The 16,374-nt window shown below is 67.1% G+C and carries 18 protein-coding genes; 7 read left to right on the top strand and 11 right to left on the bottom strand.

Features of this window, described 5'->3' with window-relative positions; genetic code table 11:
- The first annotated feature begins 51 nt into the window (after positions 1-51).
- On the top strand, positions 52-423 hold the full coding sequence (locus ABC419_RS08960; RefSeq protein ID WP_200168449.1) for a hypothetical protein: 372 nt from the start codon (positions 52-54) through the stop codon (positions 421-423).
- A gap of 39 nt (positions 424-462) precedes the next feature.
- On the opposite strand, the gene topA is transcribed toward ABC419_RS08960, so the two are convergent.
- Positions 463-3,099, bottom strand: a complete 2,637-nt coding sequence (topA, locus tag ABC419_RS08965) for a type I DNA topoisomerase (protein ID WP_412877673.1) — start codon at positions 3,097-3,099, stop codon at positions 463-465.
- Between the two features lie 152 nt (positions 3,100-3,251).
- Between topA and ABC419_RS08970 the strand changes: the two genes are divergently transcribed.
- Positions 3,252-3,437, top strand: coding sequence for a hypothetical protein (locus tag ABC419_RS08970; RefSeq protein WP_125901331.1), 186 nt, complete (start codon positions 3,252-3,254; stop codon positions 3,435-3,437).
- Here ABC419_RS08970 and dprA read toward each other — a convergent pair.
- From dprA to ABC419_RS09005, 7 genes are all read right to left on the bottom strand, one after another.
- The gene (gene dprA / locus ABC419_RS08975) at positions 3,434-4,522 is read right to left on the bottom strand and encodes a DNA-processing protein DprA (protein WP_412877672.1); all 1,089 of its coding nucleotides are present in this window, start codon (positions 4,520-4,522) and stop codon (positions 3,434-3,436) included. The two genes, ABC419_RS08970 and dprA, sit on opposite strands and share 4 nt — an antisense overlap.
- Positions 4,519-5,157, bottom strand: coding sequence for a glycerol-3-phosphate 1-O-acyltransferase PlsY (gene plsY, locus ABC419_RS08980; protein WP_412877671.1), 639 nt, complete (start codon positions 5,155-5,157; stop codon positions 4,519-4,521). The genes dprA and plsY overlap by 4 nt, the downstream gene beginning before the upstream one ends.
- Positions 5,158-5,171: 14 nt before the next feature.
- Positions 5,172-6,470, bottom strand: coding sequence for a dihydroorotase (gene pyrC, locus ABC419_RS08985; RefSeq protein ID WP_412877670.1), 1,299 nt, complete (start codon positions 6,468-6,470; stop codon positions 5,172-5,174).
- Positions 6,467-7,450 (bottom strand): aspartate carbamoyltransferase catalytic subunit, encoded by a 984-nt coding sequence (locus ABC419_RS08990; protein WP_412877669.1) that lies wholly within the window; start codon positions 7,448-7,450, stop codon positions 6,467-6,469. The genes pyrC and ABC419_RS08990 overlap by 4 nt, the downstream gene beginning before the upstream one ends.
- 23 nt (positions 7,451-7,473) lie before the next feature.
- The gene (locus ABC419_RS08995) at positions 7,474-8,397 is read right to left on the bottom strand and encodes an AEC family transporter (RefSeq protein ID WP_412877668.1); all 924 of its coding nucleotides are present in this window, start codon (positions 8,395-8,397) and stop codon (positions 7,474-7,476) included.
- A 1-nt stretch (position 8,398) separates the two neighbouring features.
- Complete coding sequence (gene ruvX / locus ABC419_RS09000) at positions 8,399-8,863, bottom strand: Holliday junction resolvase RuvX (protein ID WP_412877667.1); 465 nt, start codon at positions 8,861-8,863, stop codon at positions 8,399-8,401.
- An 84-nt stretch (positions 8,864-8,947) separates the two neighbouring features.
- A complete protein-coding gene (locus ABC419_RS09005; protein WP_087141170.1) occupies positions 8,948-9,247 on the bottom strand; it encodes a DNA-binding protein in 300 nt (99 codons plus the stop codon).
- Between the two features lie 171 nt (positions 9,248-9,418).
- Between ABC419_RS09005 and gatC the strand changes: the two genes are divergently transcribed.
- The 3 genes from gatC to gatB are packed head-to-tail and all read left to right on the top strand — an operon-like array spanning position 9,419 to position 12,684.
- Positions 9,419-9,706, top strand: coding sequence for an Asp-tRNA(Asn)/Glu-tRNA(Gln) amidotransferase subunit GatC (gene gatC / locus ABC419_RS09010; RefSeq protein WP_412877666.1), 288 nt, complete (start codon positions 9,419-9,421; stop codon positions 9,704-9,706).
- Between the two features lie 3 nt (positions 9,707-9,709).
- Positions 9,710-11,188 carry an Asp-tRNA(Asn)/Glu-tRNA(Gln) amidotransferase subunit GatA gene (gene gatA, locus ABC419_RS09015; protein WP_412877665.1) on the top strand — a complete coding sequence of 493 codons (1,479 nt, stop codon included), beginning with the start codon at positions 9,710-9,712 and terminating at the stop codon, positions 11,186-11,188.
- A gap of 2 nt (positions 11,189-11,190) precedes the next feature.
- The gene (gene gatB / locus ABC419_RS09020; RefSeq protein WP_412877664.1) at positions 11,191-12,684 is read left to right on the top strand and encodes an Asp-tRNA(Asn)/Glu-tRNA(Gln) amidotransferase subunit GatB; all 1,494 of its coding nucleotides are present in this window, start codon (positions 11,191-11,193) and stop codon (positions 12,682-12,684) included.
- A gap of 15 nt (positions 12,685-12,699) precedes the next feature.
- Here the strand turns inward: gatB and ABC419_RS09025 are convergent, their stop codons facing one another.
- The 3 genes from ABC419_RS09025 to ABC419_RS09035 form a co-directional block, all read right to left on the bottom strand.
- Positions 12,700-13,620 carry a cation diffusion facilitator family transporter gene (locus tag ABC419_RS09025; protein WP_234287797.1) on the bottom strand — a complete coding sequence of 307 codons (921 nt, stop codon included), beginning with the start codon at positions 13,618-13,620 and terminating at the stop codon, positions 12,700-12,702.
- Positions 13,621-13,805: 185 nt separating this feature from the next.
- Positions 13,806-14,744, bottom strand: a complete 939-nt coding sequence (locus ABC419_RS09030; RefSeq protein WP_412877663.1) for an RcnB family protein — start codon at positions 14,742-14,744, stop codon at positions 13,806-13,808.
- A 156-nt stretch (positions 14,745-14,900) separates the two neighbouring features.
- Complete coding sequence (locus ABC419_RS09035) at positions 14,901-15,470, bottom strand: RcnB family protein (protein ID WP_200168462.1); 570 nt, start codon at positions 15,468-15,470, stop codon at positions 14,901-14,903.
- A gap of 198 nt (positions 15,471-15,668) precedes the next feature.
- Here ABC419_RS09035 and ABC419_RS09040 point away from each other — a divergent pair, with 198 nt between their 5' ends.
- A complete protein-coding gene (locus tag ABC419_RS09040) occupies positions 15,669-15,971 on the top strand; it encodes a sel1 repeat family protein (RefSeq protein ID WP_412877662.1) in 303 nt (100 codons plus the stop codon).
- A gap of 92 nt (positions 15,972-16,063) precedes the next feature.
- A complete protein-coding gene (locus ABC419_RS09045; protein ID WP_003164660.1) occupies positions 16,064-16,369 on the top strand; it encodes an ETC complex I subunit in 306 nt (101 codons plus the stop codon).
- The last annotated feature ends 5 nt before the right edge of the window (positions 16,370-16,374 follow it).

Genomic DNA, 16,374 nt, shown 5'->3' on the forward strand with positions numbered 1-16,374 from the left:
CGGCCTGTATGGTCCGCCTGGGGACTGGAAGACGACTGGGAGAGGGACCGGATGCGCGCAGCCGTGCTGATCACGCTGATGTTGGCCGCGCCTGCGAGCGCTTCAGCGTCGGGCGGTGGCGGAAACGCCGACGCCATGCAGGCGGCCTTCGGCAATACGGTCGTTTCCCACTATCCCGACGGCGATTGGGTCAAACACTGGTTCGATCGGGACGGCGGTTATCGCGCCCTGTTTTCGGATGGTCGCCGCCTGACCGCGCGCTGGGCGCGTGAGGGGGACCGCGTCTGTCTGAACGAAATCCGCCCGCGCATGATCATCTCGCGCTTCTGCACGCCCTATGTCGAGGCTTCCGTGGGGGAGAGCTGGTCGGGCCGCGATCCCCTGGGCCGTCGCGTCCGCAACGAGCTGGTCGCTGGGCGGTAGAAAAAACGCCCCCGTTCGTGAGAACGAGGGCGCTTCGTCTTATTCGGCTTCCGCAGCCTTGGCCGCCTTCTTGGCGGGGGCCTTCTTCGCGGCCGGTTTCTTGGCCGCAGGCTCCTTCTTCACCGCGGGCTTTTTCGCAGCGGCTTTCTTGGCGGGCGCCTTCTTCTTGGGCGCGGCGCCGGCCTTGGCGGCCAGCAGGGGCAGGGCGGCCTCCATCGTCATGTCCTCGGGCGCCGTGCCCTTGGGCAGGGTGGCGTTGATCTTGCCTGACTTGACGTAGGGGCCGTAGCGTCCGGCCATGACCTGCACGGCCTCGCCCGTTTCCGGGTGGGCGCCCAACTCCTTCAGCGGCGCTGCGGCCGAGGCGCGGCCCGCACGACCCGCACGCTTTTCAGCCAGCAGGGCCACGGCGCGGTTCAGGCCGACGTCGAACACCTCCTCGATGTCCGCGACGTTGGCGTAGGTGCCCGCGTGCGCCACGAACGGGCCATAGCGGCCCAGGCTGGCGGTGATCATCTTGCCGTCTTCAGGGTGCGGACCGACGTCGCGCGGCAGGCTGAGCAGGCGCAGCGCCTTCTCGAGGTCGATCGAGGCCGGGGACCAGCCCTTGGGCAGGGACGAGCGCTTGGGCTTGTCCGCGTCCGGCGGCGTGGTTTCGACATAGGGGCCGAAACGACCGATCTTCAGATGCACCGGCTGGCCGGTCGCCGGATCGACGCCCAGTTCGCGATCGCCGCTTTCCGCGCCGCTGTCGGCCGCGTCGGGCGAGGCCACCGGGCGGGTGTATTTGCACTCCGGATAGCGCGAACAGCCGATGAAGGCGCCGAAGCGGCTGGTCTTCAGGCTCAACTGACCCTGATGGCACAGGGGGCATTCGCGCGGGTCGGAGCCATCGCCCTTGTCGGGGAAGATGTGCGGGCCCAGCGCCTCGTTCAGGTGGTCCAGGATCGCCGTGGTGCGCAGTTCGCCCGCGGCCTGGGTCGCGGCGTGGAAATCCTGCCAGAAGCGGCGCAGCAGGGTCTTCCAGTCCAGATCGCCCGCCGACACCTCGTCCAGCTGGGTCTCCAGCGCGGCGGTGAAGTCGTACTCGACCCATTTGGCGAAGAACTGTTCCAGGAAGGCCGTGACCAGCCGTCCCTTGTCTTCGGGGAAGAAGCGGTTCTTGTCCATGCGGACGTATTCGCGGTCGCGCAGGGTCGTCAGGATGGAGGCGTAGGTCGACGGACGGCCGATGCCCAGCTCTTCCAGCTTCTTGACCAGGGTGGCTTCCGAGAAGCGCGGCGGCGGCTCGGTGAAGTGCTGGTCGGTGCGGATCGCCTCGACCTTGGCCTTGGCGCCTTCCTTCAGCGCGGGCAGGCGGCCGCCTTCGTCCTCGTCTTCCTCGGCGCCTTTCTGCTTCTCGTCGCGGCCTTCTTCATAGGCGGCGATGAAGCCGTCGAAGGCGACGACCTGGCCGGTGGCGCGCAGGCCGGTCTGGCCGTCGGGCGTTTCGATCTCGACCGTGGTGCGGTCCAGGCGCGCCGATTCCATCTGCGAGGCGATCATCCGCTTCCAGATCAGCTCGTACAGCCGCTGCAGATCGTTCTCGAGCCGCAGGGTGTCGGGGCTGCGCAGGATGTTGGTCGGACGAATGGCTTCGTGCGCTTCCTGAGCGTTCTTGGCCTTGGTCTTGTAATAGCGCGGCTCGGCCGGGACATACGCCGGACCGAAACGCTGGCCGATGGCCTCGCGCGCCTGGGTGATGCCTTCGGGCGTCACATAGACGCCGTCCGTACGCATATAGGTGATCAGGCCGCCGGTGTCGTCGACGCCCTCATACAGCTTTTGAGCTGCCTGCATCGTGCGCTGGGCGGTGAAGCCCAGCTTGCGCGCGGCTTCCTGCTGCAGGGTCGAGGTGGTGAAGGGCGGGGCGGGGGACCGCTTGGCCGGCTTCTTCTCGACCGACTTGATGGTGAAATCGCCGCTGTGAACGGCCTCGCGCGCGGCCATGGCCATCGCTTCGGACACGATGTCCAGGCGCTGGACGCGCTTGCCGTTATGCTTGACCAGACGGGCGGTGAAGGGCGGGCTGTCGGCGATCAGATCGGCCTCGACCGACCAGTATTCCTGCGCCTTGAACTTCTCGATCTCCATCTCGCGATCGACGACGATGCGCAGGGCGACCGACTGAACGCGACCGGCCGAACGGGCGCCCGGCAGCTTGCGCCACAGCACCGGCGACAGGTTGAAGCCCACCAGATAGTCCAGCGCCCGGCGCGCCAGATAGGCGTCCACCAACTCCATATCCAGCTGACGCGGGTTGGCCATGGCCTCCAGGACGGCGGACTTGGTGATGGCGTTGAAGGTGACGCGCTGGACGTCCGTGTCCTTCAGCGCCTTCTTCTTGTTCAGGATCTCCAGAACGTGCCAGCTGATCGCCTCGCCCTCGCGGTCGGGGTCGGTCGCCAGGATGACGCGGTCGGCGGCCTTGGCGGCCTCGGCGATCTCGGACAGGCGCTTGGACGCCTTGGCGTCGACCTCCCAGTGCATGGCGAAGTCATCGTCGGGCAGCACCGAGCCGTCCTTGGACGGCAGGTCGCGGACGTGGCCGTAGGAAGCCAGAACCTTATAGTCCGAGCCCAGGTATTTATTGATGGTCTTGGCCTTGGCGGGGCTCTCGACGATAACGAGATTCATGGCGCTCTATCGGGGAAAACGGGGCGCGAACGTGGTTGCGGCGAGCGCGGAAGTCAATCGGCCCATTTTATATGAGCAACCTTTCCGGGTAACGTGAGTTTACAAACCTCCTTGAGTTGTGTTCCTCTCAGATGTTCTCGGGAGGGTTGACGATGAACAAGACAGCGCAGCGACGCCGCAAGGCGACGAGCCCTGATCTGACGGACTATCCGGTTCGCGAATATGTGGCCGCCATGGCCACGGAACTGGCCGGAATGGCCCGCTGGGACGGGGATGAGCGGTTGGCCGGACTTCTGGAAAGCGCGGCGGATATGGCCCGCCGCACCGCGCCCGCCTAGGTCGAGGCCAGGCCGCCGGGCAGCAAGGTCGCCCGCCCTGCGAGGTGAAGCTCCAGCAGGGCGGCGGCCGTTTCCGCAATTGACAATCCAGCCGCGCGCGCCAGTTCGTCGCGGGCGATGGGCGTCGGCGACAGCAGGGCTTCGATACGATCCAGCACCGCATCGTCGATCTGATCCGGCGAACCGGCCTCGAACGGCGAATCAGCGGGCGGTTCGCGCAGCGTCTGCAGCGTGACGTAGGCCCGCTCGATGTCCTCGATCCCTTCGCACAGGATGGCCCCCTGACGCAGCAGTTCGTTCGGGCCCTTGGAACGCGGGTCGAGCGGCGAGCCCGGTACGGCGAAGACGTCGCGCCCCTGTTCGCCCGCTAGCCGCGCGGTGATCAGCGAACCGGAGCGGATTTCCGCCTCGACCACCACCACGCCGCGCGACAGGCCCGAGATGATGCGATTGCGGCGCGGGAAGTCTCGCGCCTGCGCCCGCGCGCCGACGGGGCTTTCCGAGACGATGCAGCCGCGTTCGGCGATCTGGCGATACAGGTCGGCGTTGTCGGATGGGTAGACGTCGTCCACGCCGCCGCCCAGAACCGCGACCGTGCCGGTCTCCAGCGCGCCCAGATGCGCCGCAGCATCGACGCCGCGCGCCAGACCCGAGACGACGACGTGGCCGCTTTCGCCCAACTGCTGGGCCAGACCGCGCGCGATGCGCTGGCCGCCCGCCGAGGCGATGCGCGCCCCCACGATGGCCATGCAGGGCTGCTGCATCAGCGCCGGATCGCCCAGGGTCCACAACAGAGGCGGCGGAGGATCGACGGCGGCCAGGGCTTGGGGATAGGCGGCCTCGCCCCACAGGACCAGCTGCGCCCCGATACGGGCGCCGGCCTCCAGTTCGGCCTCGACGGCCTCGGGCGCAGGGATGGAATAGCCGCTGCGTCCTTGATCGCGGATCAGGTCGGGCAGGGCGTCCAGCGCGCGCTCGGCCGCGCCGAACCGCTGCAACAGCTGGGAAAAGGCCACGGGACCGACGCGGTCGGTCCGGGCGAGCCGGAGGCGGGCGAAACGCTCGGCCTCCGATAGGGGCGTCACGCCTTCTTCGCCCCGATCTTGGGCTCGGCGCCCTTCAGCAGGCGGCCGATGTTCTCATGGTGGCGGATGAAGATCAGCACGGCGGTGAAGACCGCCATGATGAAGATGGGCTGCGGCGCGGGCAGGCCCAGCGCCGGCAGGGGCAGCAGGGCGTACAGCGGCGTCAGCGCCGCCGCCACCAGGGCCGCCAGCGAGGAATAGCGCAGAGCGAAGGCCATGATCAGCCAGGTCGCCGCCGCCAGCAGGCCCAGCGGCCAGCACGCCGCCAGGATCAGACCGAAGAAGGTCGCCACCCCCTTGCCGCCCTTGAATCCCAGCCAGACGGGGAACAGGTGGCCCAGGAAGGCCGCGCCGCCGGCGATGGCGCCCGCGACGTCCGTTCCCAGCAGATGACGCGCGATCAGCAGGGCGACCGCGCCCTTGCCCGCGTCGAGGATCAGGGTGGCGATGGCCAGATCCTTGCGCCCGGTGCGCAGGACGTTGGTCGCGCCGATATTGCCTGAGCCGATGTTGCGCACGTCGCCCGCGCCCGCCGCGCGGGTCAGGACCACGCCGAACGGGATGGAGCCCAGCAGGTATCCGCCAATAGCCACAAGCCCGAGCGTAAGGAGCGCCGGCCCCGCTAGATCCTGCAAGTGATTCGCTCCCCTTAACGTGCGTCGTGGACGATGCGGCCCGAAACGACGGTGAGCAAGACCTTCCCTTGCAGGCGACGACCATCAAAGGGCGAATTCTTCGACTTGGACCGCAGGGTCGCGGCGTCGATCACCACCGGCGCCCCGGCGTCGAACAACACCAGATCGGCGGGCGCGCCTTGCGACAGCTCTCCGGCTTCCAGCCCCAGCAGGGCGGCCGGGCCCTGCGTCAGCGGCCGCAGCACGTCCAGCAGGTCGACGCCGTATTCGTGGTGCAGCGTCAGGGCGGCGGGCAGCAGGGTCTCCAGACCCACGGCGCCCGGTTCGGCCTCGGCGAAGGGGCGGCGCTTGTTCTCGGCCGGTTCGGGACAGTGGGCCGAGGTGATGACGTCGATCAGGCCGTCGCGCACCGCCTCGACCAGGGCCTGCCGGTCGCTCTCGGCGCGCAGCGGCGGGTCGAGCCGGTAGAAGGTGCGATAGTCGCCGATGTCGATTTCGTTGAAGCACAGGTGGTTGATCGAGGCCGAGGCCGCGACCTCCAGCCCCCGCGCACGAGCGCGCGCCAGCGTCTCCAGCGCGCCCTCGGTCGAGATCTGGTCGATCAGGAAACGCGCGCCGGTCTGCTCGACCAGGGCCAGGTCGCGCTCCAGCTGGATGCGCTCGGCGATGGCGGGGGCGCCCGACAGGCCCAGCCGGGTCGCCAGTTCGCCCGAGGTCGCGACCGCGCCCTCCGACAGCCACGGCTCGGTCGGGCGGCAGGCGATCAGGGCGTTGAACGAGGCGGCGTAGGACATCACCCGTTGCAGGGTGCGGGTGTTGCGGATCACCCGGTCGCCGTCGGTGAAATACAGGGCGCCCGCCTCGTGCATCAGGCCGATCTCGGCCATGCGCTCGCCGTCGCGGGCTTGCGTCGCTGCGCCCGCCGCGCGGACGTGGACCAGATCGAGCGCCGCGCCGCGCCGCTGGATGTGGTCGATCAGGGCCGGGTCGTCGATGGCCGGATCGGTGTCGGGCTGGACGACGATGGTGGTGACGCCGCCCGCCGCCGCCGACAGGCTGGCCGACTTCAGCGTCTCCTTGGGTTCGTTGCCCGGCTCGCCGGTCTTGACCCGAATGTCGATCAGGCCGGGCGCCAGACAGCGACCCTCGGCGTCGATGATCTGCACGCCTTCGGGGCGTTGGGTCGCTTGCCCGTGGATGACCTCGACGATGCGGCCGTTCTCGATCAGGACCGCGCCGGGGCCGTCATAGTCGCTGGCCGGGTCCAGCAAGCGAGCGTTGATGATAGCAATCGGCTGTTGAGCGGCGATCATGCGGCGCCTCCCGCGCGGCGGTGGGCGAGGGCGGCCAGAACGGCCATGCGGGCGGCGACGCCCATCTCGACCTGATCCTGGATCAGGGAGACGCTCAGATCGTCGGCCACGTCGGAGTCGATCTCGACGCCGCGGTTCATCGGGCCGGGATGCATGACCTTGGCGCCGGGCGCGGCCCAGGCCAGCTTTTCGCGGTCCAGACCCCAGAAGCGGAAATACTCGCGCGTCGAGGGGATCAGGGCGCCCGCCATCCGCTCCAGCTGGAGGCGCAGCATCATCACCACGTCACACCCGGCCAGACCCTCCTTCATGTCGTGGAAGACTTCGCAGCCCCAGCGGTCGGCGTCGCCGGGCACCAGCGTCGGCGGCCCGATCAACCGCACCCGCGCGCCCATCATCTGCAGCAGGGCGACGTTCGAGCGCGCCACGCGGCTGTGGGCGATGTCGCCGCAGATGGCGACCGTCAGCCCGCCCACGTCGCCGAAGGCGCGGCGCAGGGACAGCAGGTCCAGCAGGGCCTGCGTCGGGTGCTCGTGCCGCCCGTCGCCGGCGTTGACCACCGCGCAGCCGACCTTCTGCGACAGCAGGTCCACCGCGCCCGAGGACGCATGGCGCACCACCAGAATCTCCGGCTTCATGGCGTTCAGCGTCACGGCGGTGTCGATCAGCGTCTCGCCCTTCTTCACCGAGGACGAGGCGACCGGCATGGTCACCACATCGGCGCCCAAACGCTTGGCCGCGATCTCGAAGGAGGAGCTGGTGCGCGTCGAGTTCTCGAAGAACAGGTTCACGACCGTCTGACCGCGCATCAGGTCCACGCCCTTGGCTGACTGCCTGTTAAAGTCGACGAAGGCGTCGGCCAGGTCCAGCAAGGCCAAGGCGGCCGGCGGATGGAGGTCTCCGGCGGCGAGGAAGTGGTCGCGGGGGAACGGCGTCAGCCGTTCCTTGATGAGGTCGGAGACGGGCGCTTCATGGGTCATTGAGACGTGGCTATAGGCGGGACTCAGGCCAGATGGAATAGCAGCAGGGCCGCGGGGATGCCGATGACCGAGAATACGGTCGTCACTGCGATGATCCCGGCCATCAGCGGCGCGTCTCCGCCCATCTGACGCGCCAATACATAGGCCGAGGCGGCGCCGGGCGCCGCGCCGCACAGCAAGGCGATTCCCTGCGCCAGTTCATCGCCGCCATACAGGCGCGCCAGCTGCCACATGGCCAGGGGCGTCACGATCATCTTGACCACGACCACGGCGCCGACCGTGACGCGGGTGCGCGCCAGTTCGCGGAAGCTGAGGCCTGCGCCCGCCACGATCAGGCCCAGCGGCAGGGCGGCCGAGCCCAGCAACTGCAGCGTCTCGGCCACGCCAGGCGGCTGCGGCGCGCCCGAAAAGTTCAGCGCCAGCCCTAGCAGGCAGGCCAGCAGAATGGGGTTGGACATCATCGCCCGGAACAGGGCCTTGGGCGAGGCGCCGCGCTGGTCCGCACCCCATTTGGCCAGGACGACGACGCTCAGGATGTTGCTGACCGGGATCATGGCGGCGATGACCACGGCGGCCAGGCCCACGCCCGCAGGTCCGAAGGTCGCATGCACGACCGGCAGAAAGACGAAGCTGTTCCAGCGGATCATGCCCTGAAAGACGCTGGTGTAGGCCGGGCCGCTAAGAGGCAGCAGGGGCTTGGACAGCAGGGTCAGGGTCGAGACGATGATCGACACCGTGACGGCGGCGGCGCCCGCCGCGCCTGCGGCCGAGCCCGACAGGTCCGCGTTCCAGATCGCCGGGATCAGGAAGCCGGGATAGAGGACATTGATGGCCAGCTTCTCGATCGGCCGCCAGGCGGCGTCGGGCAGATAGTCCGACTTCTTCAGCCCATAGCCGAGCGCCAGCAGCAGGAAGACCGGCAGGACGCCCGCGAGGATGGCCGCCATCTCAGCCGCGCAGCCGGTCCAGCGCGCCTTGCAGAATCCAGGCGGCGGCGGTGCGGTCCACCACGTCGGCGCGGCGCTTGCGGGTCAGGTCCAGTTCGTCGATCAGGAAGCGCTCGACCGCCGTTGTCGACAGGCGTTCGTCCTGAAAGGCGACATTGACCGGCCGGAACCGCTCCAGATTGCGGGCGAAGGCGCGGCACGACTGGGCGCGCGGCCCCTCGGTGCCGTCCATGTTCAGCGGCAGACCGATGACCAGCGCCGAGACCTTGCGGCCATCCATGATCTTGAACAGTTGTTCGGCGTCCTGGCTGAACTTGGTCTTGCGGATTAGCTCCAGCGGACTGGCGATGATGCGGCCGGTGTCAGAGACGCTGACGCCGATGGTGTTCTCGCCCAGATCCAGACCCAGCCACGGGGTGTTGGGCGGGCAGGCGGCGGACAGTTCGGAGAGATCAAGGACAGGCACGAGGGCGCGTTAGGCCCAGACGGGACGCGTGTCAAAGCGTGGGGCCCTTTCCCTCCGCCGGGATGAGCGAAGTTGGAGACGGACTCACACGTCGTCGTCCCCGACCGGCCCGCCTTCGTTCTCCAGGTTGCGGATCGAGCGCACTTCCTTGCGGGTGAACTTCAGCCGCACGCCCAGGCCGCCGTCTTCTTCGTGCAGGAAGACGGCGCCGCCTTCCTCCAGCGCGGCCTGGAGGCGGCTGCGGGCCTCGTCGCCGGGATCGACGTTTTCGCGTTCGAAGTCGGCCAGGGCGTCCACTGTCAGGCCGGACAGGCGCGCCACATGGTCGCGCGGCCATTGCACCAGGGCGCGCGCGGCGCGGACTTGGGGGCCGGTGATCTTCATGGTCGCGTCTCCTGTGATCTGCGCCCCATACTTAGGCGCCGCCACGGCCTTCGATAGGGGGCGTTTGGCCGCAACGGCCAAGCTCATTTCGCGCCTGCACCCAAATCCTTGTCGAAGCGGCGTCGAGACGCTAATCCCGACCCCTTAGACTCTCATGCTTTGGAGGGCCGCATGGCCATCGACGCCGCGACGGTGCGCAAGGTTGCGCATCTCGCCCGCATCAAGACCCCCGAGGACCGCCTGGAGCCGCTGGCCCAGGAGCTGAACGGCATCCTGAAGTGGATCGAACAGCTGGACGAGGTGGACGTGCAGGGCGTCGAACCGATGACCTCCAACGTGTCCCAGCCGCTGCGCCTGCGCGACGATGTGGTCTCGGATGGCGACAAGGTCGCCGACGTCCTGTCCAACGCGCCCAAATCCGCCGACGGCTTCTTTGTCGTGCCCAAGGTCGTGGAGTAAGTCATGACCGATCTGACCAAGCTGACGCTGGCCGACGCCGTCGACGGCCTGAAGGCCAAGACCTTCTCGTCCGAAGAGCTGACCCGCGCCTTCCTGACCAACATCGAGGCCTCGAACCCGACGCTGAACGCCTATGTCGAGGTGACGGCGGACAAGGCGCTGGAACAGGCGCGCGCGTCCGACGCCCGTCTGGCCAAGGGCGAGGGCGGGGCGCTGGAAGGCGCGCCGCTGGGCATCAAGGATCTGTTCTGCACCCAGGGCGTGCAGACGACCGCCGGCTCCAACATGCTGCGCGGCTTCGTCCCGCCCTATGAATCGACCGTCACCGCCAATCTGTGGCGCGACGGGGCGGTCATGCTGGGCAAGCTGAACATGGACGAGTTCGCCATGGGCTCGTCCAACGAGACCTCGGCCTTCGGTCCGGTGAAGAACCCGTGGAAGTCCAAGGGATCGAACGCCGACCTGACGCCGGGCGGCTCGTCCGGCGGCTCGGCCTCGGCCGTGGCGGCGGACCTGTGCCTGGCCGCGACGGCGTCCGACACCGGCGGCTCGATCCGCCAGCCCGCCGCCTTCACCGGCACCGTGGGCATCAAGCCGACCTACGGCCGCGCCAGCCGCTACGGTATGGTCGCCTTCGCCAGCTCGCTGGACCAGGCCGGGCCGATCGCCAAGACGGTCAAGGATTCGGCCCTGCTGCTGAACTCCATGTGCTCGTTCGACGCCAAGGATTCGACCAGCCTGGACATCCCGACCCCCGACTGGACCCAGTCGGTCGGCCAGCCGGTCAAGGGGCTGCGCATCGGCGTGCCCAAGGAATACGTCCTCGACGGCATGCCCGCCGAGATCCAGAAGCTGTGGGAGCAGGGCGTCGAGTGGCTGAAGGCCGCCGGTTGCGAGATTGTCGAGATCAGCCTGCCGCACACCAAATACGCCCTGCCGACCTACTACATCGTGGCCCCGGCCGAGGCGTCGTCGAACCTGGCGCGCTATGACGGCATGCGCTTCGGCCACCGCGCCGAGCAGTTCACCTCGCTGGACGACCTCTATGCGACCTCGCGCGCCGAGGGCTTCGGCAAGGAGGTCCAGCGCCGCCTGACCATCGGCGCCTATGTGCTGTCGGCGGGCTTCTATGACGCCTATTACGTCAAGGCGCTGAAGGTGCGTCGCCGCATCGCCCAGGACTTCGACAATGTCTGGGGTCAAGTGGACGCCATCCTGACGCCGTCCACGCCGTCGGCCGCCTTCGCCATCGGCGACAAGCAGATCGACCCCCTGACCATGTATCTGAACGACGTCTTCACGGTGACGACCAACCTGGCCGGCCTGCCGGGCATCTCGGTCCCCGCCGGCCTCAGCGCCGACGGCCTGCCGCTGGGCCTGCAGGTCATCGGCAAGGCCCTGGATGAAGCGACCGTCTTCCAGGTCGCGGGCGCCCTCGAAGACGCGGCGGGCTTCGTCGCCAAGCCGGACCGTTGGTGGTGAGCATGACTGACAACTCCAAACTGATCCAGGGCCGCACGGGCGCTTGGGAAATCGTCATGGGCCTGGAGATCCACGCCCAGGTCGCCTCGAACGCCAAGCTGTTCTCGGGCGCGGCGGTCGGCTTCGGCGCCGGGCCGAACGAGCAGGTGTCGCTGGTCGACGCGGGCTTCCCCGGCATGCTGCCGACCCTGAACAAATACTGCGTCGAGCAGGCGGTGAAGTCGGGCCTGGGCCTGCGCGCCCAGATCAATCTGAAGAGCCAGTTCGACCGCAAGAACTACTTCTATCCCGACCTGCCGACCGGCTATCAGATCAGCCAGCTGTATCACCCCATCGTGGGCGAGGGCGTGGTCGAGGTAGAGGCCGAGGACGGCAGCTTCTTCAACGTCGGCATCGAACGCCTGCACCTGGAACAGGACGCGGGCAAGCTGATCCACGACCTGTCGCCGACCGAGTCCTACGTCGACCTGAACCGGGCCGGCACGGCGCTGATGGAGATCGTCTCGCGCCCCGACATCCGCACGCCGGAAGAGGCGGTCGCCTACGTCAAGAAGATCCGGACCATTCTGATCTACCTCGGCACCTGCGACGGCGACATGGAGAAGGGCAATCTGCGCGCCGACGTGAACGTGTCGGTCTGCCGCGCCGGGAACTACGACAAGTTCAAGGAAACGGGCGACTTCGGCTTCCTGGGCACGCGCTGCGAGATCAAGAACGTCAATAGCTTCCGCTTCATTTCTCAGGCGATCCAGTATGAGGCGCGCCGCCAGATCGAGATCCTCGAAGACGGCGGTTCGATCACGCAGGAGACGCGCCTGTACGACCCGACGGCGGGCGAGACGCGCTCCATGCGCTCCAAGGAAGAGGCGCAGGACTATCGCTACTTCCCCGATCCCGACCTGTTGCCGCTGGTGCTGGAGCAGGCCTGGATCGACGCCATCAAGGCCGACCTGCCGGAACTGCCCGACGACAAGCGCCGCCGCTTCATGAGCGAATACGGCCTGTCGCAATACGACGCGGGCGTGCTGATCTCGGAGCAGGCCAAGGCTCTGTATTTCGAGGCCGCCGCGAAAGGCCGCGACGCCAAGCTGGTCTCCAACTGGGTGACGAACGAGGTCTCGGCCCGGCTGGCGGCGGACGGCAAGGACTTCAGCGACAACCCGCTGCCCGCCGCCCATGTGGCGCAGTTGGTCGAACTGATCGAGACGAACGTCATCTCGTCCAAGATCGCCAAGGAAGTCTTCGACTACGTGTGGAACGGCGAAGGCTCGCCCGCCGAGGTGGTCGAGAAGCACGGCCTGAAGCAGGTCACGGACACCGGCGCCATCGAAAAGGCGGTGGACGAGATCATCGCCGCCAACCCGGACAAGGCCGCCGCCGTCGCTGAAAAGCCCCAGGCCATCGGCTGGTTCGTCGGCCAGGTCATGAAGGCCACCGGCGGCAAGGCCAACCCGGCCGCCGTCAACGACATCCTGAAGGCCAAGCTGGGGCTGTAAGCTCTGACGGGAACGTCAGTGGTGGGCTTTAATCGGTCGCATCACGTCAATCTGTTCTGCGCCGCTTTCGTCGAGGCAGCGGTCTTCCACCTGAACGGTGACGAAGAAAAAACCGAACCGCTCACGCAGCAATGCGTGAGCGGTGAACAGCACGTTCTGTGGGTCGCTGCCTTTGGAGACCCGGATGTGGCTGGAAAAAACTTGTTTGCCGCTGGTTAGCGCCCAGGCGTGTGCGTGATGGACGTCAGCCACGCCCTCAATTCCGGCGAGAGCTTCTGTGATTTGTGACAGGCTGACACCTGTCGGTGTCCCCTCCATCAACAGGTGAGCGGCATCGCGCAATATGCCCCAGCTCGCCCAGATCAGCACAAATCCAAAAGCCATACCGAGAAGCGGGTCGATCAGCAGGAATCCCGTGAACCGAATGATCAGGGCTGTCACGATGATCAGCAGACTGCCGACGAAGGTCTGTATGACGTGCCAGAAGGCGCCTCGCATGTTTAGGTCGTCTTTGCTTTGACGCCACATCAGTCCCAACGCGACGAATTCTGTCAGCAGACCGCCCGCCGCTACCCACAGCATCGGGCCTGTAGGCAGATGAACCGGCTCGGACAACCGCATGGCCGCCATGACGATGACCACCATGGCCATGGCCAACAGGAAACCGCCGTTCACCAGCGCACCTATTATCTCGGCTCGGAACCAGCCGAAGCTGCGGCTCTCGTCGGCTGGTCGGCGCGCAAGCTTCGCTGCGACAAGAGCAACGAGAACCCCGCCCACGGCGGAGAATGTGTGAAAAGCGTCGGAAATGACGGCGATAGAGCCGGTCCACAGGCCAATTACCAGTTCAGCGATGAAGTAGAGGCCAGTCAACCATGCCGATATGACCATCGCCCGGCCGCTGGAAGGAAGGTGTCCCTGATGACCGCCGTTCATAGCCTTGTCCCTGTATGCGCATCTGTTTCGCACCGGGAGGCGAGCGACTGTGTCATATGGCTCGTTGGGCGGCGCACCTATTCCTTACGCACGCCGCGCCGTATCCCCTCGGTGAGAGGTCGGACAAAGAACCTCACGCGAAAACGGCCGTCTCTGGAGAGGCGGCCGTTGTGCTTTTCTGTCGCCTACCAGCGCCAGGCGTCGCGGACGACTTCGATGATGTAGCCGTCGTAGTCGTCGATCAGATAGATCGCATTGTCGACGTAGACCCATCGCGTGCCTGGAGGCGGATAGCCCAGGCCGTAGGTGCGCCAGTCGTTCACCTGATAGCGCCAGAAGACGTCCGGCAGGTACTGGCCGACGTAATACTGCCGGTTCCAATAGCTGCGCGGCACGCTGTAGTAGCCGTAGCCGGGCGCGAAATAGAAGCCGATGCGCACGCCGTTCCAGCTGCGGAAGCGCTGGTCATGGCGCCACCAGTCGCTGCGGTGGCGTCGATCCCAGTCGCGGCGCCACTGGTCGCGGTTCCAGCGGTTGTGGAATTCACGATAATCGCGGTCCCGGTTCCACTGGCCCGGTCGATCGGGGCGGTTGGGGCGATTCCAGTCCGGACGATCCGGTCTGTTTGGCCTCTGAGAATCTGGTCGATCCGGGCGTTGCGGTCGATCCGGCCGGTTCCAGTCAGGTCGATCCGGACGGCCGTTTTCGGGTCTGTCGGGGCGTCCGGGCGTCTCAGGCCGAGAAGGACGGTCGGGCCTGTTCCATTCCGGACGATCCGGGCGCTGCGGACGATCGGGTCGATTCGGCTGCTGCGGCCGTTCGGGGCGATTGGGTCGCTCGCCGGATGGACGGTCCGGCCGGTCGCCACCTGGCCTTTGCGGGCGCTGAACCTCGGCGGAGGGGCGCTGCGGTCGCTCAGGACGGCTCTCGAACTGGCGTTCCTGGCGCTGAGAGGGCGATACGGCGCGATCGCGTTGCTCACGCTGAGGAGCGGTGCGTCGTTCCGGACGGCGAGCGCCGTCATCGCGCGCGTGGGGCCGGTCCTGGGCCATGACGGCCAGCGGCGCGGCGGTGGGAACCAGGAAGCTGGCGGCGGCCGCGAACATGAGGAGCGAACGTTTCATGATCATCAATCCTCGCACGTCCGACAGGACGGCTTGATGCCAAGATGCGCGGCGCGCCATGAACCGGCGCTGAACGCTGATCGCAGAGCGTCGTCATGAAAAAGGCCCCGCAAGACAGGTGCTTGCGGGGCCGAAGAAGTAGCTTGTCCGAACGATCTAATAGATGTCGTGCAGGACGCTGGCGATCAGGCCGGTTGCGACCGCGATCATCAGGATGTCGTTGCCGGCGTGGACATAGCGGTAGCCGCGCGGCGCCGGACGCAGGCCGTAATAATAGGGATCGTTCACATAATATCCCCGGTAGGCCGACGGCAGATAGCCGCCCGTGCGCCAGCGATAGCCGTAGTAGCGAGGCTCGACCCGATAGTAGCCGTGGCCGGGCGCATACCAGTAACCGTTCCGCGCGCCGCGATAATCACGGTACTCGGGGCGGTGACGCCACCAGTCGCGGTTGTCACGGCTCCAGCGGTCATATCGCCGCTGCTCCTGACGCCATTCACGGTGATCGTTGCGGCGGTCCTGTCTCCATTCGCGCCGGTCATCGCGGCGATCCTGGCGCCACTCGCGGCGATCATCGTGGCGATCCTGACGCCGATCGCGATCATGGCCCCGGCGGTCCTGGTTCCACTCGCGACGATCATGGCGGTCCTGAGCCTGCGCCATCATGGGGGCGGCCGTGGTCGCCAGCGCCAGGGCGATGACGGCGGCCTTGGTCAGGCGGTTCATGTTCAACTCCATCCAAGTGGCGAAACCCTGTCTGGCTGGAATTTCGACTTTGGCGAATGAACGCCGTCTGAACCGGAGCGTCATCTTGCGGGGTGTGGCGCGTCCACGGCATTCGGCGTTAACGCTAATTTCAAACCGTCGGTATTTGACTGTCACTCCGAGGGCGGAGCCAGAACGGCCCGTTCAGGAGGACAAGCGATGACTGCCTATGAAACGGCGCACGACGCTATCGACCACGCGGCCCTGCCGTTGCCCACGCCCGACATGGACGGCGACGCCCTGTTCCGTCTGGGCCTGGCCTATTCGGCGGGACTGGACGGGTGCCCGATCGACCGGGTGTCGGCCCACATGATCTTCAACCTGGCCTCCCTGAAGGGCTCGATCGAGGCGCGGGAATACCGCCGCGACATCAGCCAGGAGATGGAACACGACGAGATCGCCGAGGCGCAGCGCGCAGCGCGCCGCTGGATCGACGCCGGTTCATCCTCTCTGGCGGCCTGACCTTGGTGAATTGAGAAGCCGTTCGGCGTCTGGACCGGGCGGGCGCGGCGGGGTATGCACCCCGCGAGTTCCCCGTCCGAAGGATTCCGTCTATGCTCGCCCGCATCTACCGCCCGGCCAAGACCGCGATGCAGTCCGGCAAGGCCAAGACGCGCGACTGGCGCCTGGAGTTCGAGCCCGCCTCGGCCCGCACCATTGATCCGCTGATGGGCTGGACCAGCTCGACCGACATGAACGGCCAGGTCCGCCTGTCCTTCGACACCAAGGAAGAGGCGGTCGAGTACGCCGAACGCCACGGCATCGCCTTCCGACTGCATGAACCCAATGAGGCGCCGGTCATCATCAAGGCCTACGCCGACAACTTCGCCACCAACCGCAAGCAGTCCTGGACCCACTAGGGTCG

Origin of the sequence: Brevundimonas phoenicis, from assembly GCF_047237745.1 — a bacterium.
Classification (GTDB): Bacteria; Pseudomonadota; Alphaproteobacteria; order Caulobacterales; family Caulobacteraceae; genus Brevundimonas.